The 24,425-nt window shown below is 42.4% G+C and carries 25 protein-coding genes; 13 read left to right on the top strand and 12 right to left on the bottom strand.

The genetic code is table 11. The annotated features are described in order from the left end of the window. Positions 1-28 precede the first annotated feature (28 nt). Together G561_RS0108690 and G561_RS0108685 are read left to right on the top strand one after the other, a co-directional pair. Positions 29-607, top strand: coding sequence for a GNAT family N-acetyltransferase (locus G561_RS0108690; RefSeq protein ID WP_028859201.1), 579 nt, complete (start codon positions 29-31; stop codon positions 605-607). Then, a complete protein-coding gene (locus G561_RS0108685; RefSeq protein WP_028859200.1) occupies positions 600-833 on the top strand; it encodes a DUF1653 domain-containing protein in 234 nt (77 codons plus the stop codon). Before G561_RS0108690 ends, G561_RS0108685 begins: the two co-directional genes overlap by 8 nt. Positions 834-954: 121 nt before the next feature. On the opposite strand, the gene G561_RS0108680 is transcribed toward G561_RS0108685, so the two are convergent. The 3 genes from G561_RS0108680 to G561_RS0108670 all read right to left on the bottom strand — a co-directional run bounded on the left by G561_RS0108680 (position 955) and on the right by G561_RS0108670 (position 3,715). Next, positions 955-2,157, bottom strand: a complete 1,203-nt coding sequence (locus tag G561_RS0108680; RefSeq protein WP_028859199.1) for a low temperature requirement protein A — start codon at positions 2,155-2,157, stop codon at positions 955-957. 156 nt (positions 2,158-2,313) lie between these two features. Further along, the gene (locus G561_RS0108675; protein ID WP_028859198.1) at positions 2,314-2,913 is read right to left on the bottom strand and encodes a YceI family protein; all 600 of its coding nucleotides are present in this window, start codon (positions 2,911-2,913) and stop codon (positions 2,314-2,316) included. 352 nt (positions 2,914-3,265) lie between these two features. After that, positions 3,266-3,715, bottom strand: a complete 450-nt coding sequence (locus G561_RS0108670) for an Mpo1 family 2-hydroxy fatty acid dioxygenase (RefSeq protein WP_172462166.1) — start codon at positions 3,713-3,715, stop codon at positions 3,266-3,268. 324 nt (positions 3,716-4,039) lie between these two features. Here G561_RS0108670 and htpX point away from each other — a divergent pair, with 324 nt between their 5' ends. Further along, entirely contained in the window at positions 4,040-4,951 is a 912-nt protein-coding gene (gene htpX, locus G561_RS0108665; RefSeq protein WP_028859196.1) for a protease HtpX, read from the top strand. Between the two features lie 147 nt (positions 4,952-5,098). Here htpX and pnuC read toward each other — a convergent pair whose 3' ends face one another. Both pnuC and nadR read right to left on the bottom strand, forming a co-directional pair. Then, positions 5,099-5,836, bottom strand: coding sequence for a nicotinamide riboside transporter PnuC (gene pnuC / locus G561_RS0108660; protein WP_028859195.1), 738 nt, complete (start codon positions 5,834-5,836; stop codon positions 5,099-5,101). Positions 5,837-5,958: 122 nt separating this feature from the next. Next, positions 5,959-6,999 (bottom strand): multifunctional transcriptional regulator/nicotinamide-nucleotide adenylyltransferase/ribosylnicotinamide kinase NadR, encoded by a 1,041-nt coding sequence (gene nadR / locus G561_RS0108650; RefSeq protein WP_028859194.1) that lies wholly within the window; start codon positions 6,997-6,999, stop codon positions 5,959-5,961. Positions 7,000-7,522: 523 nt separating this feature from the next. Between nadR and G561_RS0108645 the strand changes: the two genes are divergently transcribed. The 7 genes from G561_RS0108645 (at position 7,523) to G561_RS0108615 (ending at position 16,050) form a co-directional block, all read left to right on the top strand. After that, entirely contained in the window at positions 7,523-7,735 is a 213-nt protein-coding gene (locus G561_RS0108645) for a PspC domain-containing protein (protein ID WP_028859193.1), read from the top strand. A gap of 591 nt (positions 7,736-8,326) precedes the next feature. After that, positions 8,327-9,280, top strand: coding sequence for a glycine--tRNA ligase subunit alpha (gene glyQ, locus G561_RS0108640; RefSeq protein WP_028859192.1), 954 nt, complete (start codon positions 8,327-8,329; stop codon positions 9,278-9,280). A gap of 84 nt (positions 9,281-9,364) precedes the next feature. Next, the gene (glyS, locus tag G561_RS0108635; protein ID WP_028859191.1) at positions 9,365-11,458 is read left to right on the top strand and encodes a glycine--tRNA ligase subunit beta; all 2,094 of its coding nucleotides are present in this window, start codon (positions 9,365-9,367) and stop codon (positions 11,456-11,458) included. 401 nt (positions 11,459-11,859) lie between these two features. Then, entirely contained in the window at positions 11,860-13,164 is a 1,305-nt protein-coding gene (locus G561_RS14350; protein WP_227674073.1) for an AI-2E family transporter, read from the top strand. An 84-nt stretch (positions 13,165-13,248) separates the two neighbouring features. Beyond that, positions 13,249-14,379: a 4-phosphoerythronate dehydrogenase gene (locus G561_RS0108625; RefSeq protein ID WP_028859190.1), complete on the top strand. Its 1,131-nt coding sequence runs from the start codon at positions 13,249-13,251 to the stop codon at positions 14,377-14,379. 108 nt (positions 14,380-14,487) lie between these two features. Then, positions 14,488-15,498 carry an EF-P lysine aminoacylase EpmA gene (gene epmA, locus G561_RS0108620; protein WP_051584471.1) on the top strand — a complete coding sequence of 337 codons (1,011 nt, stop codon included), beginning with the start codon at positions 14,488-14,490 and terminating at the stop codon, positions 15,496-15,498. Between the two features lie 78 nt (positions 15,499-15,576). Continuing rightward, positions 15,577-16,050: a GNAT family N-acetyltransferase gene (locus tag G561_RS0108615; RefSeq protein ID WP_028859188.1), complete on the top strand. Its 474-nt coding sequence runs from the start codon at positions 15,577-15,579 to the stop codon at positions 16,048-16,050. A 236-nt stretch (positions 16,051-16,286) separates the two neighbouring features. Here G561_RS0108615 and G561_RS0108605 read toward each other — a convergent pair whose 3' ends face one another. From G561_RS0108605 to G561_RS15195, 6 genes are all read right to left on the bottom strand, one after another. After that, positions 16,287-16,928, bottom strand: a complete 642-nt coding sequence (locus G561_RS0108605; protein ID WP_028859187.1) for an NAD(P)-dependent oxidoreductase — start codon at positions 16,926-16,928, stop codon at positions 16,287-16,289. 244 nt (positions 16,929-17,172) lie between these two features. Further along, the gene (locus tag G561_RS0108600; RefSeq protein ID WP_028859186.1) at positions 17,173-17,622 is read right to left on the bottom strand and encodes a YaiI/YqxD family protein; all 450 of its coding nucleotides are present in this window, start codon (positions 17,620-17,622) and stop codon (positions 17,173-17,175) included. Positions 17,623-17,657: 35 nt separating this feature from the next. Then, a complete protein-coding gene (locus G561_RS0108595; protein WP_028859185.1) occupies positions 17,658-18,854 on the bottom strand; it encodes a 5-(carboxyamino)imidazole ribonucleotide synthase in 1,197 nt (398 codons plus the stop codon). 169 nt (positions 18,855-19,023) lie between these two features. Next, positions 19,024-19,581 carry a 5-(carboxyamino)imidazole ribonucleotide mutase gene (purE, locus tag G561_RS0108590; RefSeq protein ID WP_081794424.1) on the bottom strand — a complete coding sequence of 186 codons (558 nt, stop codon included), beginning with the start codon at positions 19,579-19,581 and terminating at the stop codon, positions 19,024-19,026. 65 nt (positions 19,582-19,646) lie between these two features. Then, on the bottom strand, positions 19,647-20,624 hold the full coding sequence (locus G561_RS0108585; RefSeq protein ID WP_028859183.1) for a metallophosphoesterase: 978 nt from the start codon (positions 20,622-20,624) through the stop codon (positions 19,647-19,649). Between the two features lie 343 nt (positions 20,625-20,967). Further along, the gene (locus tag G561_RS15195) at positions 20,968-21,123 is read right to left on the bottom strand and encodes a DUF1328 domain-containing protein (protein WP_028859182.1); all 156 of its coding nucleotides are present in this window, start codon (positions 21,121-21,123) and stop codon (positions 20,968-20,970) included. 274 nt (positions 21,124-21,397) lie between these two features. On the opposite strand from G561_RS15195, the gene G561_RS0108575 reads away from it, so the two are divergent. From G561_RS0108575 to G561_RS0108565, 3 genes are all read left to right on the top strand, one after another. Beyond that, on the top strand, positions 21,398-21,955 hold the full coding sequence (locus G561_RS0108575; protein ID WP_028859181.1) for a DUF421 domain-containing protein: 558 nt from the start codon (positions 21,398-21,400) through the stop codon (positions 21,953-21,955). 53 nt (positions 21,956-22,008) lie between these two features. Beyond that, complete coding sequence (locus tag G561_RS0108570) at positions 22,009-23,346, top strand: FUSC family protein (RefSeq protein ID WP_028859180.1); 1,338 nt, start codon at positions 22,009-22,011, stop codon at positions 23,344-23,346. Positions 23,347-23,446: 100 nt separating this feature from the next. Continuing rightward, positions 23,447-24,148, top strand: coding sequence for a ZIP family metal transporter (locus G561_RS0108565; RefSeq protein WP_028859179.1), 702 nt, complete (start codon positions 23,447-23,449; stop codon positions 24,146-24,148). On the opposite strand, the gene G561_RS0108560 is transcribed toward G561_RS0108565, so the two are convergent. After that, a partial coding sequence (locus G561_RS0108560; RefSeq protein ID WP_028859178.1) for an integrase core domain-containing protein occupies positions 24,112-24,425 on the bottom strand: 314 nt, incomplete at its 5' end. The genes G561_RS0108565 and G561_RS0108560 overlap by 37 nt on opposite strands.

The following is a 24,425-nucleotide window of genomic DNA, read 5'->3' as shown; positions in this document are numbered from 1 at the left end:
GTTATATTGTGACCAGTTGGAAATAACTATGATGAGTCCTATCAGACTGTCTAATAATGGGATAACCCTTGCGCCTTTAACGATAGCTCATGTAGATGATTTGGCAGAGGCTTGCCAAGATGGCAAGCTATGGGAGACGGTATATACCTCTGTGCCAAGTCCGCAGACAATGACTGAGTATATTGATAAAGCAGACAGTATGAGGGATAGAGTGGCGTTTGCCGTTATTGATGACATCACTGGAAAAGCGATTGGGTCGACCAGCTTTTATAATATTATGCCCTCTGTTAAGCGTCTAAATATTGGCTATACTTGGTATGCTAAGTCCTATTGGCGCAGCCGGTTGAATACCACCTGCAAATTGATGTTATTGACCCATGCTTTTGAGGATTTAGAATACTTAACGGTAGGCTGGCGTACCGATATTATCAATATGCAATCTCAGCGAGCCATAGAGCGACTGGGGGCTAAAAAAGAAGGTATCATTCGAGGCGATAGAATCCGTCAAGATGGTACAATTACTGATTCTGTCGTTTATAGTATGACGGTTGATGAATGGCCAGATGCAAAAAATAATCTTAGCAATAAGTTGAAAAGTTATGAGTAAAAATAAGTCTGTTTCTCAAGGTATATATCGCCATTACAAGGGCAATCTCTACCAAGTACTACACACAGCGCGCCACTCAGAAACTGAGGAGTCGTTGGTAGTGTACCGTTGTCTTTATGGTAATTATGATGTGTGGGTGCGCCCGCTTGAGATGTTTACCGAAACAGTAACTGTTGAGGGCAAGACTGTGCCTCGCTTTGAGCTGATTCAGGCTTTGGCAGATTAAATTGTTTGATAGTATTTGTTTGTTGACTTGATAATAGAAAAGACAGCTTAGTGGGCTGTCTTTTTTTTGGTCAAATCTAAATTCTAAGTACTGTGGCTAACTTGGGAGTAAGCTTTAATAATTAAGCAGCAGCTGACCAAGTTTTATTATCGATACTAAATAGCCTGATCATAGTAACGGGTGCCAACACACTAAGCCAAATACCATAAATAATCGATACCCCTTGGCTGACTATAAAATAACTCAGCGCTAAGATACACAAGCTGAGTAATAGCCCTAGCAGGTTGTGGCTAGATTTACGGCACATTAAAGCCCGCAATGTGGTCAATGCCAATAAGAATGCTCCCAATTGCAGCATAATCATTGCCATAGCATAAGACTGAGAGATGCCCCCAAGTGCAACATTACTGGTTTCATCAAAGATATCTGTCACCAGTTTTAAGGTGCCACCCAAGCCTGCTAAAGCGGCAAAAATAAAGAAGTGTCCGTAGCCAAAAGAAACAAAATCATGACGGCGACGCTCTTCATCCAAGATATTGTCAAAGGGAACACTAAAGTAAAGCCACCATACCGAAAATAGTAAGGCTACTAAGGCCAAGCCTGAAATCAAAATAGTGGAAGCTGAGTAAGTGGGGCTGATTAAGAAATATAAGATGGTTTGGCTCACCCCTAAGATACCTTCGCCCAAAACAATAATAGTCAAGAGGCTATAGCGCTCAGCGATGTGACGAGGATGCCAGTTATCAAACTGCTCGGAGCGAGCCCAGACGGGCATCAACAACTCAGCTGCGATGAATAAAAACAAAGCGGGCTTTTTTAGAGAGTCAGGTAAAAACAACCAGCTTATCCACATCAGCTGCAGGGTGATTAACCCAAACATGCTGCGACCAGCCACTTTTTTGTGCCCAGGCACATGGTGATAAACCCGCCACCACTGACTGCAGCTTGCCAAACGCATGATGGCGTAACCAACTACCCCAATCCAGATTAGCCCTTGATCAAAAAACTGATGGATATTGGCAGCAATTAATAGCGAGCCAAACATCTGCATCATGACAGAAATACGATAAGGCCAATCATCTGGATCATAACCTGAGCCAAACCAAGTAAAGCTGGTCCACGCATTCCACAGGATAAAAAATGCTACGGTAAAGGTGATAAATCCTATGTATTCGTGAGCCACTAAGTCCTTATATAACCCTTGAGCTGCCGCTGAAATGGCAATGACGTAAACTAAGTCAAATAATAGCTCAAGCGTGCTTGCAGTGCGGTTTGGCTCGTGAGAGTCTCTTGCGGAGATAGGCTGAATACTGGGCAGGTTCATCTATAATATCATTCCGGTAGTATCAAGTAACGGGGCTAAAATGGCTTAATTTTAAAGACAAAAAGGCGCCACTGTTGAGTAGCGCCTTTTTTAGGCCGATGCTTTGATAAAAATAAAAGCAAAATTGGCCAAAAGTTGATGAAAGCCGGGCGTCTATTAAGACCCTTTTTTGTCGTCTTTTAGACCTGCTTCAATCTGGATTTTTAGCTTAACATTTTTCATCATACCACCATCAGTGTAAGTGTCGATACCCCACTTAGTTCTATCGATAGTGGTTTCAAAGTCACCACCACATACCTGTGTTTCTAACATTGGGCTGTCATAGCAGTTAAAGTTAGTAGCAGTTAACGTTACTGGATGAGTTTGGTCAAGTAAGGTTAAGTCACCTTTAACCGCCTTCACTTTATCGCCATCAAACTGCCATTCAGTTGACTTGAAGTAGGCCGTTGGATACTTCTCTACATTAAAGAAATCAGCAGACTTTAAATGTTTATTAAACGGCTTGATACCCGTTTCTAAGCTACCCATAGGGATAGTTACACCAACAAAGCCTTTTTTGGCTTCAGGATCGTATTCAACAATACCAGTTAAGTTGTAGAAACCACCGGCGTTAGTAGAAGTCCCAAAGTGATCCACAGAAAAACGAACATGGGCATGATGAGGATCAATTTCGTAAGTGGCCGCATTTCCGGCAACGCTTACTGTGCCAAGACCAACAAGTACAGCAATGCTTAATGATTTTTTTAATAATTTCACAGTTTGTTCTCCTATTAAAAAGCTTAAAAGATGGGACTATAAGGGGATGATATTATAATTAATTGAGTTATATATCATTGATAAGTAGCCGTTACTGTTAAACAGCAAGTCTTTATTTATCACAGCTAGACAAGATTTATCAGAACTAGGCAAGCTATCTATACTATACAAAACATGAAGCTACACCATAAAACACGAACCTATGCCTTTTGATTAAAAGGCATAGGTTATATGTAAGGGTTGCTTATATATAGAGGTTGCTAGTTTAACAAAAATTTATGAAATTTTGGGTTACATAAAGCCACCAAAGCAGAAGGTTTGGTTGTATTTTGGTTAGAAATGTATATTTTAGTTACATACTTGGCTTTATTTTGCGTCCCATCAGGGTATGTGCTACCCACGCTGGCCCAATTAATAAGAACTGCAAGTCTTCAAAGAAAGAGGGCTTCTTGCCTTCAAGCTTGTGTCCGATAAACTGTCCAATCCACGCCACCACAAAGATAGCAGCCCATGCCTTGAACCCTAAAGGCAGTAAAGCAATGGCAGCCATACTGATGAGCATAAATATGCCCATAGCAATAAATAATGGGGTAGAGAGACGTAAGTAGAATATTGCCACCAGCATGGCAGCTACGATAGTGAACCAAGCGGCTACGGACATACCCATGCCTAAAATACTCACAAAAATTGTGGGCACGCATAGCCAATGGATTTTTTTGTTAATAGGGTTTTGGTGGCTAACAGCATAGTCAGCTAGCCATTGATCTAAGCTACGCTTTTCAGAGCGTTTACGTGATGCCATTCTAATGTCCTTATTAGTTAACAGGGAGTAAGTTCCCAATAGCGTAATTGCAGAGCCTTGGCTAAACCTGTGGCAAGGCCAAGGTGTGTAGTGTTATTAACTTATTATTGCAATAACCTACCTCAAAGTAAACTGCTATGTAACAGGGAGAGCTTAAAGTCTAGGTTTTTAGCCAATGGCGGGTAATATAAACACAGAAAATATTGAATTTTAACACCAAGACCCCATTTAAGTTAGTCATGACAGTTGCAAAGTAGGGTTTGATTTTTGGCTAATATCAAACCCCAGATTGCCTCTCAAAATATATTTAAAGGAAATTAGCGTATGATGCGTATTGGCCTGTTTTTATTAACTAACTTAGCAGTGCTGGTGGTATTCGGTATTGTTTTTAGTATTTTATCGGCCTTTTTTGGCCTCGGCTCTGTTCACGGTGCTGGAGGCATAAATTTTGGTAGCTTAGCGGTAATGTGTGCCATTTATGGCATGGTAGGTTCGATGGTTTCACTACTGTTGTCCAAGTGGATGGCCAAAAGATCAACAGGTACAGTGGTCATTGAACAGCCTCGTAATGCTACTGAAAAGTGGCTTGTAGATACCGTAGCAAAGCAAGCCAAAGCAGTAAAAATTGATATGCCTGAAGTGGGTATTTTTGATAATGCTCAGCCCAATGCTTTTGCTACTGGTTGGAACAAAAATAAAGCCCTAGTAGCCGTGTCATCAGGTCTTCTACATACCATGACACCTGATGAAGTAGAGGCGGTATTGGCGCATGAAATTGGTCACGTAGCCAATGGTGACATGGTAACGCTGGCTTTGATTCAAGGGGTGGTTAACGCCTTTGTGATGTTCTTTGCACGCGTTGTGGGGAGCTTCGTCGATAGAGTGGTTTTCAAGAATGAGGATGGTCCTGGAATCGGTTACTTTGTGACCAGTATGGTGATGGATATCTTACTGGGTTTCTTAGCTTCAGCGATTGTGATGTGGTTCTCAAGAAAGCGTGAATTCCGTGCCGATGAAATGGGAGCGAAGCTGGCTGGCCGTGAAAAAATGATCAGTGCTTTAGATGCGCTGCGTCCTGCAGAACAGCGTCCAGACCAAATGCCAGAGAACATGAAAGCTTTTGCCATCTCAACTGGCCAAGCACAAAGCTTTAGCATTGCTAACTTCTTTCGCTCGCATCCGACGTTAGATGATCGTATTGCTGCCCTAAAAGACTATAACCCTAGCAAAGCTTAACTGGCTTAGCTATAAAGGCGAATAAGCTATAAAGGCTAAGAATATAAAGCTTAATACAAAAAAATACCGCGATCATTCGCGGTATTTTTTATTTAAAACAAACAGCACTGCAATGCTGAAAGGTTAAATAGCTAAATGATGAAGCAGTTAAGCCGCTTGCGCCGCACTACGTTGCCATTCATATAAACCAATAAAAGAGTTGATCTGATAGACCATGGTCTGAATAGCGAAGATATAGTTGCCCGTCATTAGGTTAACGATCAACCACACGAAATTTACCGCAATCCAAATCCACCAGTTAAAAGAGTAACGCAGGATCATCGTGGCTTGGGCTGTTATCGACAGTACGAAGGCAAAGACATTAATCCAGTAAAAATCTATCATGCCCAAAAACTGACTGCCGTCATTTTGAACCACTGCATAGCCTTTTTGGGCCAACCAATCATTAACTACAGGGAACATCGCCAGACCAATGGCGATGAAGGCTAGAGTAACCATCCAAACCCATTTTGTCGCAGATTTTGGCACCATATTGCCATCAGGGTCGGTGTTCTTAGACCAATAAAAAAGTCCGTAAACATGAGTGAAGAAGTTGAATAATGGTGCCAGCATCAGGCCTACAGCTCCTGAAGTTCCTTGCACCACAACCTCTCCTGCAGTTGCCAGCATACCTAGACCATTGCCCATGACATTTCTGCGAAAGGACAAAGATACCACGCAGCCTAAACCTACTAGAGAAACCCCTAAATAAAACCAATCTAATTGGGTATGCTCTGTGGTCAACCAAAAGCCAGAGCTTAGCGCAATCACACCGAAGATGAACCAGGCTATAATCCATTGTAAGGCCCACTTTCCAGTGAGGTTATCGAGTAGTTTGATACGCATGTTAGTCCTTAATGTGAAAGGTTAGCAATTAGATTTGGGCAAGATCTGTGTGGTTTTGATTAATACAGACTTAGATAAATCTTATACCAGCTTTAAGCGTAAGCTATTTATTTATGACCAGTTTATTTATTAAAAACATGCTGGTCAATATAGGCGATAGCTTCTTGATAGCGCTGGAAATAATCGGGACTAGTAATTCGATGCGTATTGATATTGTGACGCTCAAATAGGGCGGTTAATCTATCTTCAAAACGGTCACGAGCACTTTGACTGCCCAAAGAGCGCATACCGTCATCTACCCAAGGCGTGTTGTTGGCCAAAAATAGGGTATGGTCAAAGCGGAACTCTTCGATGCAGGCGGTAACAAAAGGGTGAGTACGTCCCTCGTATTCTTCACAAAATGCTTGGGTAGTCACAAAATCAGTGTCCACTAGAGTAATAGGGGCTTGGGCTTGGTACATGGTCTCACGCATGGCTTGAGCATGATCTAAAGCAATGGGACCATAATCACTATATTGAAGCCCTTCTTCTGTGCCACCAAGGTCAGTACCGACATACAGTCTGCCCATCTCTAACACCAAATCAGCTCCATAATAGTTGGCAAGTTTATGGGCCAAAGTGGTTTTCCCCGAGCTTTCGCCACCAACAATAGCCACCGTACGCGTGTAGTTGCCACGGGCTTCAGGATGGATAATATCCCAGTTAGCGATCGGGTTGTAGTGAATGGCTGTACTGTCAAATTCAGGATGCAGTGGGGTGGTGGTAACCTCGATATTTAAGGCTGAAGTCACGGCAGGCTTCGATAAAGGGTGCCCTTCAGTGACTAGCAAAACATTGTCACTATCAATGGCAAACTTGTCTTGAATGTAGTCAATCTTAGCGTTATAGGCATCAATATTGATGGTAATGTCTTCGATACTGTCATGCACTGGAAAAAAGAAATCATCACAAGTATGAATTTTAATAAAAGGTAAGTCACTACAAGCCATTTGCAACCAACGCGCCTTGTCTTGTAGTGTTACCGGAAACTTAGAGTTAGGACTGGGGTGCTGAGTAATGACAATGTGCAATACCTCAACGATTGATGAAGCATGCAAAATGCTACGAATATGTCCTAAATGAAGAGGCTCAAAGTGGCCGATCATCAGTCCTGATTTTTGCATAATAAAGTCCTTAATTGTTTAGCTGTAATAATTTATAGGGTCATGTAAAGAGTTAGGTCAGTGGCTTCATTTCGATAATTAATCGATAACTAGTTTTAATAAGTTGCTAGTTATTTTCGATAAATAGGTCAGTGGGTGATTGTCATTTTTTATCTATAAGACAATCATTATACCCCGTAGTGCTTAGGGGATAACACTGGGTTTAAAGAGCAGGGATAAATTGGCATAAGTTTTGTCAAATAATGAGTTACACATAGTCACACTGTGAGCTTGTCCCCAGTTTTTAGTAAGGGTTTTAGTATAAAGTTACAAAGACAGGGTAAAGTCTAAACAGCAATATTATTAATCAGCGCTATAATAATATATGTTAAATTCATTAGGGTAGATATAAGCCCGACTGTAACAAACTTATAGATAGAATAGCATAGCCAAATCCTGTTTCCTTTATTGACTTGTTGCCTGTTATTTTTAGAAGTTCTTTGGCAGTTTGTTACCGTGTCATCTTAAAAAGGAGAAAGTTGTAATGGCCAGATTAAAAAAATTACATCGTTCACGTAACCATCGCATGATTGCTGGAGTTATGGGCGGAGTAGCCGAGTACTTTGGTTGGTCGCCCAATTTGACCCGTATTTTGTTTGTTATTATCTCTAGTGCCAGTGCCGCCGTTCCAGGGATTCTGATTTACTTAATTCTATGGCTGATCATGCCAAAAGCCACTGCAGAGTCTTATGCTTAAGATCAGAGACTCAAAGTATGCAGACATGAGTAAAAAGGCTGTTGACTAATAATTACAGATAATTAAAAACAAACAAGTGATGGATTAAAATTTTTGACAAATATTATTCAGGATATTGCCCAGTGCGTAATATCCTGAAACATTACTATAACCCCAGACATTATAAAAAAATATATAATAAGAAAGTGAAAGAAACAGTTTGACTGTATTTTATAAATTTACCTATAGTTTATAAATTCATTCTTTATGCGTTGTAGCTCTTTATGAAATTCGATAGCTACAGTATTGATTTTAATGTTAATTTTAATACAACTATGAAGTATAAGTTTTTAATATAATTACAAAGTATAAGTACAATAAGATGAGTGGTCACCCGTTGACCACGATAGCATACTTTTCCTCCTGCCTAGATGGGCTACCATCTAGGTATTTTTTTGTCTATCATTTGCATCAATTCCACTTACAATATAGATAAAATAGCGTTTTTTTAGTAAGGTGAGCGTATTAAAGTAAACCCTAAAAAAATTGACTATGAGCAGTCACATTTGACTGGCTTATTCATTCCTATTTTCATTACAACGTGGCGACATTATGACTTTTCAACAATTGATTTTGACTTTGCAAACTTATTGGGCAGAAAAAGGCTGTGTGGTTCTGCAACCTTACGATATGGAAGTGGGAGCAGGGACCTTTCACACTGCGACATTTTTACGTTCTTTAGGCCCAGAGGTATGGAACGCAGCTTATGTTCAACCTTCGCGTCGCCCAACAGATGGTCGTTATGGAGACAATCCTAACCGCTTGCAACATTATTATCAGTTTCAAGTAGTGATGAAGCCAAACCCACCAAATATTCAAGAGCTATACTTAGGTTCTTTAGAGGCGATTGGTATTGATACTCTTACCCATGATGTGCGTTTTGTTGAAGACAACTGGGAATCACCTACGTTAGGCGCTTGGGGCTTGGGCTGGGAAGTATGGTTAAATGGTATGGAGGTGACACAGTTCACTTACTTCCAGCAAGTTGGTGGCCTTGAGTGCTTCCCTGTAACTGGTGAAATTACTTATGGTCTTGAGCGTCTAGCAATGTACATTCAGGGTGTAGATAGCGTCTATGACTTGGTTTGGACCGATGGCGAATTTGGTAAAGTGACCTACGGTGATGTGTTCCATCAAAATGAGGTGGAGCAGTCGACTTATAACTTTGAATACGCTGATGTGCCGAAGATGTTTGATCTATTTAATTTTTATGAAGAGCAAGCAGATAAGCTGGTAGCAGCGGGTCTGCCTTTGCCTGCCTATGAGATGGTATTAAAAGCGTCGCATACCTTTAACTTGCTTGATGCCCGTGGTGCAATTTCAGTGACTGAGCGTCAGCGCTTTATTTTAAGAGTACGTACTTTGGCGCGTAAAGTGGCCCAAGGATATGTGCAAGCACGCGCTAAGCTTGGCTTCCCATTGGCAGATGAGGCGCACCGTGAGGCAGCCTTGAAGAAGTATTTGCCAAAAGATGAGAGCACTGCGGATAAGAAAGCTGACAAATAATCTTTTAGATTGATTTTTTACCAGCTTTCATAGAGCAACGATAGCCTATAAATATTAATAACATCTTCAAAAACAGAGAATTTCATGAGTACAATTTTATTTGAACTAGGTAGTGAAGAGCTGCCACCAAAAAGCCTAAAGCCTTTACGTGATTCATTACAAGCGAGCGTTGAAGCTCAATTACAAGACGCTAATATCAGTTTTGACAGTCTAAAGGTAATGGCTGCCCCTCGTCGCTTGTCTCTATTGATTGAGGGAATCAGTGACAAACAGCCGGATCGTGTTGAGCAAAAGCGTGGCCCAGCAGTGAAGGCGGCTTATGATGCCGAAGGTAAGCCTACGCGTGCTGCTGAAGGTTTTGCTAAGGGTTTGGGGGTTGATGTCAGCGAGCTGATGACCATTGAAACTGATAAAGGGGATTACATCGGCTATGAGTTAACCGTTCAGGGTCAAAAGACCACTGAGCTCTTGCCGACTATTTTCCAAAACGCTTTAGATGAGTTACCTATTGCGAAGCGTATGCGTTCAGGCGCCAGCCGTGAAGAGTTCGTACGTCCTGTAAAATGGTTGGTACTAATGCAAGACGACCAAGTTATTGAGGCTTCTATTCAAGGCTTGCAGGCAGGCAATCAGACTTTAGGTCACCGTTATCATTCACCACAGCCTATTACGATAGGGCATGCCAATGAGTATGAAAGCATACTTGAAGCGAATAAAGTCATCGTTGACTTTGACCGTCGCCAACAGTTAATCCTTGAAGGGGTAAAAAAGCTGTCTGATGAAGTGGATGCTGAAGCCATTGTGCCTCAAGATTTATTAGATGAAGTGACTGCCTTGGTTGATCTGCCAGTGGCTTTACGGGCAAGCTTTGAAGAGCGCTTTTTACAAGTGCCACAAGAAGCCTTGATTAGCACCATGCAGGCGGATCAAAAGTATTTTTGTTTGACCGATAAAGAAGGCAAACTACAGCCTTACTTTATCTTCATTAGTAATATTGAGTCAAAGGACCCTAGCCAAGTGGTCAGTGGGAACGAGAAGGTAGTGCGTCCGCGTTTGGCCGATGCGGAGTTCTTCTTCTTACAAGACCAAAAGCAGCCTCTTATCGAAATGGCCGAAAACCTAAAAAATCTAGTATTCCAAGATAAGCTAGGTACTATTTGGGAGAAGTCTGAGCGTATTGCTAAGCTGGCAGCATTTATTGCGACCACCTTCAAAGAGCAAGACATTGACGGCTATTCAGACATCGATGTTGAGCAAACCACACGAGCTGCTATGCTGTCAAAAGCAGACTTAACCAGTACCTTAGTGGGCGAGTTCCCAGAACTTCAAGGTATCGCAGGGACTTATTATGCGCGCTTAAATGGCGAGCCTGAGACCATTGCTGCGGCGATTGAAGAGCAGTACTTGCCTAAGTTTAGCGGTGATGTGTTACCGCAAACGCCCATTGGTATTTGCTTGGCCTTAGCCGATCGTCTAGATACTTTAGTAGGAATCTTTGGCATTGATCAAGCACCAACAGGATCAAAAGACCCGTTCAGCCTACGCCGCTCAGCCATTGGGGTGCTGCGTATCTTAATTGAGAAAAAGCTACCTATTAACCTAAAAGAGTTAATCGAACAAGCGGTTGGGAACTATCAAGGTAAGCTTGCCGATGACCAAAAAACTTTGACTCAAGTTATGGCATTTATCAACTCACGCTATCGTGCCATGTATACCGAGCAAGGTATCAGTGTCGATAGTATTCAAGCGGTATTGGCCATCAATCCGAATCAGCCTTTAGATTTCGACCAGAGATTACAGGCGGTGAATGAGTTCCATAACTTACCACAAGCTGCAACTTTGGCAGAGATTAACAAGCGTGTTGCCAATATCTTAGCCAAATCAGAAGGTGAAGTAGGGCAGTCAGTTAATGAGTCTTTATTGGCTGAAGAAGCTGAGAAAACCTTGTATCAAGCGTTAACTGTAGCCAAGACAGAAGTAGCGCCATTACAGGCTGAGGCTAAATACAATCAAATCTTACAATCGCTTACCAGCTTAGAAGCCCCATTAACAGGTTTCTTTGACAATGTAATGGTAAATAGCGAAGATGAAGCTTTAAAAGCGAACCGCTTAGCCTTGTTAAAGCAGGTTCGCGAGCTGTTCTTAACTGTAGCCGATGTGGGTGAGTTGCAGATTTAGGTAGCTGGATTGCTTCCGAATTACCCTGCTATCTAGTAATTAGAGCGAAGGGCATAACGTTTTTGCGTTATGCTCTTTTTTAGCAGCAACAGATTTGTCCAAACTCTTTTAAGATTGGGGCAATTTAAGGTTGGGGCAATCAGACCCAGTGCATGGCAGGGCCAATAACTGTTTAGGCAAAGCTGCTATTGAGGAAAAGCTACTATCTTAGAAAAGCTGTCATTTCGGTTAGGTAAAGCTCTTGTTTTGGCTAAAACTGCTGTGATGAGGATGTCTGGCAGTAGAAATATTGTAAGTAAAAGTTACAAGTTAACATTACTCATTTTTAAATTCTTATCGCATAATACAATGGTTTAAGACTTCTCTAAATTTTCTGTTACGTTACTTAGGTATGCGCTGTCATGATTGAAAACTGGACGCGGGAGCGAGTCACACAGCGGGTGTTAACCGCAACCTTATTGGTGATATTATTCATTCTCTGCTTTAAAGTGGTGCAGTTTTTTATTGTGCCTGCCTTATGGGCGGCTATCCTAGCTTACGTGACCTTCCCCGCTTATACCTTCTTTCACAAAAAAGTAAAATTAAGTCCCAATATCAGTGCAGGTATTATGACCATATGCATTACCCTTATATTAGGGGTGCCTGTGGTATTGGGGCTTTTTGTGTTGCAGCAAGAGGCAGTCAACTTATACAGTAATTTGCTATATAGGATTAAAGTAGGCTACGTTGATTTGCCGGAAGAGATTAAGAATATCCCAGTAATTGGACAGCAAGTTAAAGATATTTTGTGGGAGATTAACAAAGACCCAGAGGCCTCATTGAGTGCCTTTCGAGCTTGGTTACAGTCACATTTGTATTACGGAAAATTAGCCCTAGATGTGGCTTTGAGTACCATGGCCAAGGTGGGCATGGCCTTAATGACTATCTTCTTCTTTTACCGCGATGGTATTAGCTTGATGAAGCAAATCCGTCAGGCATTACGCAATATCATTGGTAACCGTATTGACGATTATATTGATTCTGTGGGCTCTACTACTCAAGCGGTGGTTTACGGTATTGGCTTAACCGCCTTAGCACAAGCTATCCTAGCAGGGGTGGGCTATTACTTTGCAGGGGCACCTAGTCCTATCTTATTGACCTTGATGACTTTCGTTGTAGCGCTAATTCCCTTTGGGACTCCTTTTGCTTGGATGGGGGTATCTATTTGGCTATTGACTCAAGGGCACACCCCGGAAGCTATTGGTTTGGCGCTGTGGGGTATGCTGGTGATTAGTTGGGTTGATAACCTAATCCGTCCTATTGTCATCTCTGGTGCCACTAAGATTCCCTTTATCATTATTTTTATTGGGGTGCTAGGGGGGCTGACAGCTTTTGGTTTTGTGGGTCTGTTTATTGGTCCGGTTGTTTTGGCGATTGCTCTAGCCGTGTGGCGAGAGTGGATTAATCAACATCGTAATATTATCTTCGCTCCTTGTTATGCCCAGCTTGGTGACCATCAGTGGAAGCCAGCAGACCGGCCTATGGCTTTGGAGATTTCTCCAAATGTGGTGACTTTTAGTAAATATCCTTTTGCTGATGCACCAAAAGACGGGACAGATAAATCAGAGGCTAAACCAGAGTCAAAAAGTGACCCTAGCCAAGACAGCTCTGATAATAATTCTGTTAACAGTAAAGAAAAAGATGACCTGCATCGACCGGATAAATAGCGTTTATAAACCTCGCTAAGCACACTTGTCACACACCAGTCACCACTCTTATTACACTCACTTAAATAAGGATTGGCTTTTATCATGCTTACCATTATCGCTGATAGTAACATTGCTCATTTGCACGACTACTTTAATGAGGAAGTGTTAAAGCATCCGATCAAAGTGGTTGAAATGGCAGGACGTGATATCACTGCAGAGGCGCTCGACGCGCATCAGCCCGATGCTTTATTGATTCGTTCAGTAACCCCAGTCGATGCTAAGCTACTGGATAATAATCACAGCCTGCAGTTTATTGGTTCAGCCACTATTGGCACAGACCATGTCAATGAGAGCTATCTTAGCTTACGTGGTATTCGCTTCGCCAATGCCGCCGGTTGTAGTAAGCATTCCGTAGCGCAGTATGTGATGAGTGCAATTCTGCAGCTGCGTCCGGAGTATTGGCCGAATGCTGCAGCTACGACGACAGTAACGGCTAAACCAGTGAAATTAGGCATTATTGGTCTAGGTAATATTGGAGGGACGCTAGCGCGTTATGCGTTGGATCTGGGCTGGGAAGTGTTGGGCTACGATCCCTTTCAGCCGGCCTCAGTTATTAATAACGCCAGCTTTGAGCAAGTATTGACCCAAAGTAATGTGATCAGCTTGCATGTGCCATTAACGATGCCAGGTCACAGTGAGTTGCCCACCTGCCATATGATAAATGCGCAAGCTTTGGCTAAGATACCTAGTACAACAATGTTAATTAATACTGCGCGCGGACCGGTGATTAGTGAATCAGATTTACTGGCCGATCTTGAGCAAAACCCTAAGCGACAAGTGGTGTTGGATGTATTTGAACATGAGCCGGTAGTATCCGCTGAGCTACTCAATAAGTTAGCTATTGTCACACCGCACATTGCTGGCTACACCCTTGAGGGCAAACTGCGTGGCACTCAAATAATTTTTGATACTTTTGTGCGCTCTTATGGCGAAAAAGGGGCGGGTATATTAACCATCAAAGATCAAGATTTGATGGCAGAATTATTGCCGGAGAATCCTTATCAGTGGCAAGAGCTCAAGCAAGACCCTAAGAAGTTGACTGAGTTTTATGATATTAAGGCTGATGATAAGCTGCTAAGAGAAGCTTTAGATGAGACTGCTTCTAGGGTTGAGGCTCAAGCCTTTGATGCTCTACGCAAAAATTATGCGCTGCGCCGTGAGTGGCTGTTTTAGCGTTAATAGCTTTATGCTCGTCCGTCAGTGGCTTCGCTGATTCGATGGATTTTGTAAACTAGGCCCTTAACTGGGCCTTATTTAATATAACTATATAAAGAGTAACTCATGTCTAATTCTCAGTCGTCTGTCACCCTTACCGAAAACCACGCTTCTCAAAGCTATGCTCCCTCAATGAGCCTCGAGATGGCACACAGACGAGCGCAAATGTTGGCACAAATTCGTCAGTTCTTTGCAGAGCGTGAAGTGCTTGAGGTACAAACCCCTTTAATGTCGCAGGCGGGTAACACCGATGTCTTCGTGCCGTCGATATCGACTAACGTCACGGTACAAGATAAGCCACAAACCCACTACCTACATACCTCTCCTGAATTTGCAATGAAGCGAATGCTGGCAAGTTGGAAGGTAGCGATATATCAGATTTGTCCGGTATTTCGCGATAATGAGGTTGGTAGCCGTCATAACAGCGAATTTACCATGCTCGAGTGGTATCGCCCCGGCTTCGACCTGAAAGCATTGGCTGCTGAGCTGTCTGATTTATTGGCCGCAGTCTATGGACAGCCGCAAACTTTGGTTGAGTATAGTTACAGCCAAGCATTTGTGGATTATGTGGGGCTTAATCCGCTGACAGCGAGCCTTGAGTCATTGATTGAGGTAGCAGCTGAGTATGGCTTTGCGGCCTTAGATTTAGGCGAAGACCGTCAAGGCTGGCTAGATGTCTTATTCAGCCACTTGGTTGAACCTAATCTCGGGTTTCAGTCGCCGACCCTGATTACCGACTACCCGCCTGCGACCGCTGCTTTGGCTAAAATTGAAAAGGATGAAGCAGGTAATGATGTTGCCAAACGCTTTGAGCTTTATATCAATGGTATAGAGATTGCCAATGCTTATGATGAACTGGCAGATAGCCAAGCGTTAGCAGAGCGATTTGAGGCAGACAATGAAGAGCGAGCCCGCCGCGGACTACCTATTATGCCCATTGATGAGCGTCTAGTGGCTGCTTGTGATGATCTACCAGCGTCTAGCGGAATTGCATTGGGCATAGATAGACTACTGATGGTAGTGACAGGGGCTAAAAGCATTGATGAAGTTATAGGTTTTGGCATTAATAAAGCATAGCGGGAGAATTTTAGACTAAAAGCATAGACTAAAAGTAAACTCTCTCTCAGTTAGCTAAATTTTAAACGGAATATACCTATGATTGAAGCAGCAAAAGAGGCGGATGCTCATCAGATTGCTAAGGTGATACAGGCCAGTATCAAATCCTGTGTAACGGACCACCAAAACGACCCAGTAGCTATTAACCAATGGCTTGCGAATAAAACTGAAAGCAATATTAAACACTGGATCAAGCATAATTCTGCCTGGGTATTTAAACAAGACAGTGAGGTGCAAGGCGTTATATTGGTGTCTGCTGAGGGTGAGATTTTACTCAACTATGTGACCCCGGATAGCCAAGGGCAGGGGATAGGAAGGGCGCTACTAGATCGAGTAAAACAACAATATCAAAGTCGGGGCATAACTACTTTGGTCTCAGAGTCCACTTTGACCGCCAAGCGATTTTATTTAGCCAATGATTTCCAATGTGTAGAAGAGGTTTATGAACCAGTAGAGCAGGACCATAAACACAGTGAGCGTTTGATTGCCTATAAAATGAAGGCAATCTTGTGATCTTAAAAAGGCGTTGTATTTATATTTAAAAGAGTTGATGATTAACAGAGAACAGGAGCTGATTTAAAGTAGAAACCGGATTTAAAGAGAGGTGTTATTTTTAAGATAAATACTGGGCCATGCTAGCTGAAACCAATAAAATCAGAGGTTTGAAACCTACAGAGATTAAAAAAGCAGCCTTCAAGGCTGCTTTTTATCAAATAAAAGGTCGGTAAATACGGTATCACCTAGCCATCTTAGTAAATATTAGCAATGGCTTGTTTAATAGGGGTTTCCCCATTATGGATATGGAACACGCGTCTAATGGTATTATCAGCGGTTAACACAGTCGCTAGGGTCTCAGCAACATCTTCAATAGAGTTTTCGCCCGCAGAGTCGCTATTAATCTCAATTTTACCGGTTGGCTCTCGTTCTTTCAAAGTCCCTGCTTGGACGATGGTATAATCCAGAGCACTATTATTGACTAACCACTGATCCGCATAGTGTTTAGAAATATAATAGTCTTTAAGCTGGTTAATACCAGGTAGAGTCCATCTTGATGTATCTAATGAAAAGACGGTACTTAGCATAATATAACGTTTAAGCCCTTTGCTTTCTGCAATCTGCATGGTCTTAACTGCACCGTGTAGATCCACGTCTAATACTGCCTTACCGCCTGAACCTGCTGTGAAATAAACCGCATCAAAGTCATGTGCAATTTGTCTTTCGAGATCGTCTTTATCAGCGCTTAAGTCTAATGACAAATGAGTATAGTTTTTATGCTCAAATAGTTTTTCAGAGTCACGTGAAGTGCCGGTTACCTGATGATTATCGTCTAAAAGCTTTTGCACTAAGGCACTACCGACGCGGCCACTGGCCCCAATAACTAAAATATTCATATATTGTTTCCTATTATTCGCTATATTTATTGTTAATTTTGACTTTAATTGACACTGTCTACTGTAGCAATAATAGGACTGGGATTGGGTTAGAGGTTGTTGGTAACAGACTAATATTAGTTGCAGAGTGTATAGGCTCTGCAAAGTTGAAAGGGTAAAAGTATTGAAAGATATATTGATGGATTAAGATGAGCTTGAAAGCTAATAGATAAAACTAATGCGCCAAAAACCAATAGCTGAAAAATTAGCGCACCAGCTTATTTAAACCATCCGCAAACTGCTTTTTATCTTTATCAGAGTAGGGCTTTTGACCGCCCATCTGGGTTAAATCAAGCACGCCAGTTGAGCGCATGGTGTCCATGAAATCTCGAGCGTTGAGCTTTTGCTTGATATTGTTTTTATCATAGATAATGCCGTGCGGGGTCAAAACCTGCCCGCCATTGTCGAGGACATCATTGGCCAATGGAATATCACTGGTAATAACTAAGTCCCCAGGAGCGACATTATCAGCGATGTAGTCATCGGCGACATCAAAGCCGGAGCCAACCACTTTCATAGTGATTAGCGGTGACTTACGCACTTTGATGGGCTGATTGGCCACAAAAATAGCCGGGGTATTGGTGCGTATAACGGTTTTGGTGATCAAATCTTTTACCACCAAAGGGCAAGCATCGGCATCAATCCAAATGGTCATGCCCTTTTTTAGGTTTTTACTGCCTTGCTGAGTCATTAATTAAGGCCCATTTTGTTTGGCAGAACTGCTATCAACTGCTCTAATGCGCCTTCAAGTTTAGCCACATCATTTGGCATCAAGGTAATGTGGGCAATCTTACGTTCTGCACGCTCTTCTTTGTGATAAGTATGGTAGTGCGCGCCATCAATGGCCAATACATCGGCTAGGTTTGGGTATTCGCCCAATACGTTGACCATCACTGAAGGGTAAACGTTATCGGTATCACCAAGCGGTAATCCGACCACAGCACGTATGTGGTTCTCAAACTGACTGGTAACCGCGCCCTCAATACTCCAATGTCCTGAGTTGTGCACACGAGGCGCAATCTCATTGGCGAGAATAACGTCTTTGCCCTTATCATCTTTGCTCACAAACAGCTCAAGCGCCATAGTCCCTACATAGTCTAAGTGGGTCATTAAGGTTTCAATGGCTTTTTGAGCTTCAGGTAACAAATGACTGGTGCCCACAGCGGGAGCGTGAGAGGTGGCTAAAATACCGGTATGGTGATGGTTTTCGACCAAGTCATAAGTACGGATTGAGCCGTCTTGAGTACGGGTAGCAATGATAGAAACTTCACGGCTAAAGTTAATAAACCCTTCAGCAATTAACGGCGCTGGGGTTGGGGTTAGATTACCCTTACCACTCACCGCATCACCCAAGGCTTTCCAAGCTTCTGCGATATCGGCTTCAGTTTTAACCACAAACTGACCTTTACCATCGTAGCCCCCTCGGCTGGTTTTTAACACTAAAGGCAATCCAAGCTGGTCACTAGCTGCTTTAAGCTCTGCTTTTGAGCTGACGCTCATAAAGGGAACTGTTTTGATATCAAGCTCATTAAACAAGCTTTTTTCGCGTAAGCGGTCTTGAGCCACCTCTAGAGCTTGCGGGGGTGGGAACATGCCTTGTTTCTTACCAGACTCAGACAGTTGTTTTAAGCGGGCTACTGTTTCAGCCGGGGTGTTTTCAAACTCTAAAGTAAAGACATCTGCTGTAGCGATAAAATCTTCAAGCTGCTCACTACTGAATACCTGACCATACAAAGACGCAGGACAATTTGGCGCATCTTCCAAAAAAACACAGCGATAACCTAGCGGTAAGGCGGCGGCAGCCAGCATCATACCGAGTTGACCGCCACCAAGGATACCAATAGTGCGGATGGTTTGGGTTGCAGGATAAGCATTAGCTGTGGTCATATTCGGCTCTTAATACAATTGAATTGGATAAAAAATAATAAAATAAATATAACGTAAATAAATACAACGTAAAGGGTAAAAAATGCAGAGAAAAGAGGATTATAAAAACAAAAAGGTGCTAATAGCACCAATTTGTTGGAAAATTACTAATCACTCAAGTATAGCAAAATTAGCTATTGATTACGCCAGGTGTCGGGCTAGCTAAGACAGTTTCAGTTTGCTTTTGACGGAACTCTACCAGTTTTTTGGCTAGAGACTCATCTTGTAAGGCTAGAATTTGAATGGCTAATAAGCCTGCGTTATAAGCACCAGCTGTACCAATGGCCAAAGTGCCTACAGCTATGCCTTTTGGCATCTGAACGATAGACAGTAGGCTATCCCAACCACTTAGGGTGGAGGACTTAACGGGCACCCCTAAGACGGGCAGCTCAGTTTGACTGGCGCACATACCTGGTAGGTGAGCGGCACCACCAGCACCAGCGATAATCACTTGTAGCCCTTTGTCTTTGGCAGACTTGGCATAATCAAATAACTTATCGGGAGTACGATGCGCTGAAACCACTTCGCATTCAAATGGCACACCAAAGTCTGCCAATAATTGTACGCCCAAACTCATGGTGGCCCAATCAGATTGTGAGCCCATGATAATCCCCACTTTTGGCGCGCCAGCCGGAGATTGGATTGGCCCAAGAGGGGCTTCTTGCAGTTTGGTTGTGGCATTTGCCATGGCTTGAGTTTCCTTGCAAAAAACATTCATCATACAAAATTTTTGGGTTAATAAAAAGACTTTTATCAGTCAGTATATTGCACAAAGTTTTTTGGCGATAGAGGGTAGGGGTTATTGGTATCAAAGCGATAAGCGGTTAAATAACCGGTGCCAGCCGCTGAATAGTCGGTACAGACCACTTGATCACTTAGCGGAGCAGGGGTGCCTGTGAGCCAATAATGACCAATAAATACTGGTTTGTCGGTCTTTAAACAAAAGTCTAAGTCTTTCACCAAAGCTTCTTGCGGGATTTGAGCTAAGTCGGAACGTGGCGCTCGAGCAATGTCGACAATCCGCTTTCCTTGTAGCTGATCCTCCCACCATTTTACCCGCACCCGTCTGCGTACAGCACCATCTTTATCAGTGAAGCTTACTCCTTCGGGCAAAGCTATCTCCACACCTTTAAGTACCCGCTCTAAGGCCTCATACTCTACAGAATGCTTCTGACCTGTGCGCTGCAAAGCTTCTGCCGTGAGACGATTGTCAGAAGTTAGCATGGGTTTTAATAACGCCATATTATCGACGTCCCAACAGGCATGAACAAAACAGGCATGCTCGGTCTCAATCCACAGGGGTAGCTCAGCAAATCTACTAAGCCAATACTTATGAGCCTCAGAACCAAAAGGCACTTCATCTAAGAAGGCTTGGTGCTGGCGAGCATGGGTCTCATTATGGCGGCGCAAGTATAGTTTCTGGGTAGAATCTTGCTGCTGCATGGCTACTTTATCAATAGTAGCATAGGCTAGGGCATTGTATTCATGGTTGCCCATTACCGCGTCAGCAACGCCAGCATCTAACATGGCGTAGACGATTTCAAGAGACTCAACTTCCTGCGGTCCACGATCCATCAAGTCCCCGATAAATATAGCATGATGCCCTTCGGGTGGTTGATAATAATGCAAATCCAAAGTTTCATGCTGGGTTAAAGTGTAGCCTAGTTTGGTGAGTAGGCCTTTTAATTTATTGGCGTGACCATGAATGTCGCCAATAACATCATAAATCATAGGCTGACTCCTAAAATAAAGGGAATGGCTTGTTAGCGTCATGCTTTGATAGTAACCATAACTTAAGGCAATGACAACAATGTAAGGCGATGACAATCTTGGCAGTTGGTATTCACGCTACGATAAAGTTCTAGCGGGTGGTTCATTATCAGTTAACGTCATCACATGCTATATCAAATTAATAAAAGGTATAAAAATAAAAAAACACCCGAAGGTGTTTTTTTGTTTAAAGTACGCACTGTATGAATTGTGACGATAAATTTTATAGCTCACCAAATTGCTTGATAGCAATTTAAGAGTGTCTGATTTAATGTAAATTAGATCGTCTAGATTTGGTCAAATCTTAAGTTCTGCGTGAAATAAATCCAACAATAAACAGGATCACTGCGATTACTAAGAAGATATAGGCAAAGTCTTTACTTAAGCCTGCTACACCGCCGAAGCCTAGGAAACTAGCTATTAAAGCGATTACCGCGAATATGATGGCCCATCTAAACATGACACACTCCTTGTAAAACTGAAATATTATTTCAGCTATTAAAATTAGTCTTTGGTTTTTTTTTGATTTGTTGTAATGCTTACAATTAATAAGCATGATCTATAATAACTGATTGGAAAAACAATATGGTGAGTTATTGTTATACATTCAGTGTGCTATTGTTATGTTGTAGCAAAGATTTATATCTCACGCCGTCTTTCTATTAGGACCTGTGTTATTAAGGCTTGTGTAAAACTGTATTCTTAACCCCACAAACTACAACGAAAGGAGCACTATGGATTGGTCAAAATGGTTTTCAATGGACTGGAGTCAAGTGGGAGGCGTCGCCTTATCAGCCATAGGCATCTACTTTGGCTTGATACTCTTTACCCGTCTGATGGGCCTGCGTAGCTTCTCTAAATTATCAAGCCATGACTTTGCGATGACAGTAGGTATTGGTAGTATTCTCGCTTCTACGGTCCTCTCTAAGTCGCCTTCACTATTGCAGGGTCTAGTGGCTATGGCAATGCTGTTTTTATTGCAGGCTATGGTGTCGTTGATACGTCGTAAAATAAAGCCACTAAAGGATTTGATTGATAATGAGCCGGTGGTATTGATGGCGCATGGTGACTATTACTGGGACAATATCAACCAGGCTAGCTTATCAAAGAGTGATATTCATCAAGTACTACGCCAAAATGGCATCAAGTCTAAATCTCAAGTATTTGCTGTGATCATGGAAACCACAGGAGATATCAGTGTTATCAAACAAAGTGAGGCTGCTGCTGATAGAGCCTTGTTCGATGACATTCGAGACTTTGAGCACTTATTTAATCCTACCCAATATAAATAGTCTGATGGCATGCCGTTTATTAACGTATGCCCCTTAATGCAGAACTTTGGACCATGAATATATCATCATTAAAAAACCGCTTAATGGCACCGCTTATAGAGCCCTACGCTCGTTATTTGCATGCTGATTTATTGCACTCAATTAGATTGGGAACGGCGGTGGTTGCCTCCTTGTTATTTAGTCAATTGACGAAAATTCCGCATTCAGAATGGTCCACCATCACTGTGTTTGTTATTTTGGGTTTGTTGCAATATCAAGGAGCTATTTATACCAAAGCCAAAGAGCGTGTCTTAGGTACGTTACTAGGTATCGTTGTGGGTTTAGGTTTATTGTGGATTAACCACCAAGTGCAGGGCTATTTTGGAATAGCTTGGCTGTATTATGTGTTGGTCGGGGTGATTAGTGGGGTAATCGGCTATTATTCCATCAAGCAGCTTGGCTATATTGGGCTGTTAACTGGCATCACCATGTGCATGGTCATCTCAAGCTACAATAGCATTGGCCCTGATGGCATAGCGCGAGCCTTTAATGTGTTAATCGGTACCTTATTTGCGGTAATGGCTACCTTGATAGTGCCCTTAAAATCAACATTAATGTGGCGGTTCTTATTGGCTAAAAACCTAGATGCCTGTGCTGATATGTATGATGGAGTAGAGGACTATATCTCAGATCCAAGCTTAGATCAGCGTTTTGCTGAAGCGGATATTGTAGAAAGTGATGCTGAGGATAAAGAGTTAAATAAACACCGGCCTAGCTCCGCTGAGGTTGCTAACATAGACCCCCAAAATGTACAGCTAGACTTAGGAGCCACTACTGTAACGGCCATTGATGGCGCAGCCAATACTGCGTCCACCACCTATGTTAATAAAGACATGGTGGAGCAGTTTAAAGAGATCAATAAGCGCCTACTGCGGGTGAGAGGTCATATTGCAGCAACTGCTAAAGAGTCTGGCATAGACACAAAAGATCTGGATATGATTCAACGCACTCATCGTAATATCATTGGTACCATTGATTTGCTATTGAGCGCCGCTCCAAAGCTTGCACACAGTCCTATTGATGAAGAAAACCGTATCTTAGTGGATCATTATCACCGAGAATTAACTCAAGGCATGCGTCACATTGCTGCCGTATTACGTAGTCCTAGCGATCAGGAGTTTCGTCCGATTACTCGTATTAAGGTCTCAGACTATCCTAGTGTGCAGACTTTGCCTTTTGAGTGGCAAGGCTACTTTTGGTTAACCCAAACCTTGCAGGGTCAACTACAAAGCTTGAGTGATTTATTACAACAAACTCAAACACAATGGTATAAAGGCTCAGGTCTTCGTTATCAGCGCCAAGAGCAGCGCCGTATCCATGCTCATGGTGGGGAGAGTGATTTAGATATATAAGCCTAGATATATAAGCTAGATTTATAGACTCATATAGTAGGTATGTAGCGGATATTTGGTGCTTTATCCTTCATTTAGGGCCAATAACAAGGAAAGCGAGATGCCCATCCAATTGTTGTTTTTTGCAGCACTTTCAGGACTAACGGTATTTATTGGCGGTCTGTTGGCTTATCAATTTGACCATCATCTGAAGCAAAGCTTGTTTAAAGAGCAATGTGTACATACCCTGATGTCGTTTGGGGCAGGTATTATTCTGTCAGCAGTAGCACTGGTGTTGGTACCTAAAGGTTTGGAGCAACTTACTGTCTTAGGTATGGTCACTTCATTTATGGTCGGTGCAGTGCTGTTTATGATAATTGACCGCTACCTAGCTAGCATGGGCGGACAAATGGCGACCCTGCTAGCGATGCTGATGGACTTCGTGCCAGAGGCCATTGCACTAGGGGCAGTCTTCGCTATTGAACCTAATATGGCACTGCTATTAGCACTATTTATTGGCCTGCAAAACCTACCAGAATCTTTCAATTCTTTTCGGGACCTAGTGCACAATGGATTTTCAGTCAAAAATACCCTTATTATATTTTTTGCATTGAGTTTTTTGGGAGTGCTTGGGGCGTTAATTGGTCACTTGTTTTTAACGGATTATCCTAGCTTAACGGCACATTTGATGGTATTTGCTAGTGGCGGTATCTTATATTTACTGATTCAAGATATTATTCCTGAAAGTGAACCGCCCCGACTATATCGGAGAGTGGATTGCTTGAGTCAGGCAGCTTTGTCTGACTCATTAAGGCTATCATAGTATCGTCTCTCAAACTCAAAAGGCGACACATAACCAATCGTACTATGAATGCGAGTTTTATTAAACCAATCGACCCATTCAAGGGTTGCTAATTCAACATCATACGCATCCCGCCACTGCGGTTTTAAATATTCAATCACCTCTGTTTTATAAAGTCCGTTAACCGTTTCAGCTAACGCATTATCGTATGAATCACCGGTTGTACCAACAGATGCAATAACGCCAGAATCAGCCATCTTATCCGTATAGCGAATGGATAAGTACTGAACGCCGCGAT

Origin of the sequence: Psychrobacter phenylpyruvicus DSM 7000 = NBRC 102152 (assembly GCF_000685805.1) — a bacterium.
GTDB classification, from domain to species: Bacteria; Pseudomonadota; Gammaproteobacteria; order Pseudomonadales; family Moraxellaceae; genus Psychrobacter; species Psychrobacter phenylpyruvicus.
This window is presented reverse-complemented; position numbering and strand designations above follow the sequence as displayed.

Bases quoted from the DNA above. Each gene is read 5' to 3' on its own strand.
- G561_RS0108690 (WP_028859201.1), top strand. From the start codon at position 29: ATGATGAGTCCTATCAGACTGTCTAATAATGGGATAACCCTTGCGCCT.
- G561_RS0108685 (WP_028859200.1), top strand. From the start codon at position 600: ATGAGTAAAAATAAGTCTGTTTCTCAAGGTATATATCGCCATTACAAG.
- G561_RS0108680 (WP_028859199.1), bottom strand. From the start codon at position 2,157: ATGAACCTGCCCAGTATTCAGCCTATCTCCGCAAGAGACTCTCACGAG.
- G561_RS0108670 (WP_172462166.1), bottom strand. From the start codon at position 3,715: ATGGCATCACGTAAACGCTCTGAAAAGCGTAGCTTAGATCAATGGCTA.
- htpX (WP_028859196.1), top strand. From the start codon at position 4,040: ATGATGCGTATTGGCCTGTTTTTATTAACTAACTTAGCAGTGCTGGTG.
- pnuC (WP_028859195.1), bottom strand. From the start codon at position 5,836: ATGCGTATCAAACTACTCGATAACCTCACTGGAAAGTGGGCCTTACAA.
- nadR (WP_028859194.1), bottom strand. From the start codon at position 6,999: ATGCAAAAATCAGGACTGATGATCGGCCACTTTGAGCCTCTTCATTTA.
- G561_RS0108645 (WP_028859193.1), top strand. From the start codon at position 7,523: ATGGCCAGATTAAAAAAATTACATCGTTCACGTAACCATCGCATGATT.
- glyQ (WP_028859192.1), top strand. From the start codon at position 8,327: ATGACTTTTCAACAATTGATTTTGACTTTGCAAACTTATTGGGCAGAA.
- glyS (WP_028859191.1), top strand. From the start codon at position 9,365: ATGAGTACAATTTTATTTGAACTAGGTAGTGAAGAGCTGCCACCAAAA.
- G561_RS14350 (WP_227674073.1), top strand. From the start codon at position 11,860: ATGATTGAAAACTGGACGCGGGAGCGAGTCACACAGCGGGTGTTAACC.
- G561_RS0108625 (WP_028859190.1), top strand. From the start codon at position 13,249: ATGCTTACCATTATCGCTGATAGTAACATTGCTCATTTGCACGACTAC.
- epmA (WP_051584471.1), top strand. From the start codon at position 14,488: ATGTCTAATTCTCAGTCGTCTGTCACCCTTACCGAAAACCACGCTTCT.
- G561_RS0108615 (WP_028859188.1), top strand. From the start codon at position 15,577: ATGATTGAAGCAGCAAAAGAGGCGGATGCTCATCAGATTGCTAAGGTG.
- G561_RS0108605 (WP_028859187.1), bottom strand. From the start codon at position 16,928: ATGAATATTTTAGTTATTGGGGCCAGTGGCCGCGTCGGTAGTGCCTTA.
- G561_RS0108600 (WP_028859186.1), bottom strand. From the start codon at position 17,622: ATGACCATTTGGATTGATGCCGATGCTTGCCCTTTGGTGGTAAAAGAT.
- G561_RS0108595 (WP_028859185.1), bottom strand. From the start codon at position 18,854: ATGACCACAGCTAATGCTTATCCTGCAACCCAAACCATCCGCACTATT.
- purE (WP_081794424.1), bottom strand. From the start codon at position 19,581: ATGGCAAATGCCACAACCAAACTGCAAGAAGCCCCTCTTGGGCCAATC.
- G561_RS0108585 (WP_028859183.1), bottom strand. From the start codon at position 20,624: ATGATTTATGATGTTATTGGCGACATTCATGGTCACGCCAATAAATTA.
- G561_RS15195 (WP_028859182.1), bottom strand. From the start codon at position 21,123: ATGTTTAGATGGGCCATCATATTCGCGGTAATCGCTTTAATAGCTAGT.
- G561_RS0108575 (WP_028859181.1), top strand. From the start codon at position 21,398: ATGGATTGGTCAAAATGGTTTTCAATGGACTGGAGTCAAGTGGGAGGC.
- G561_RS0108570 (WP_028859180.1), top strand. From the start codon at position 22,009: ATGAATATATCATCATTAAAAAACCGCTTAATGGCACCGCTTATAGAG.
- G561_RS0108565 (WP_028859179.1), top strand. From the start codon at position 23,447: ATGCCCATCCAATTGTTGTTTTTTGCAGCACTTTCAGGACTAACGGTA.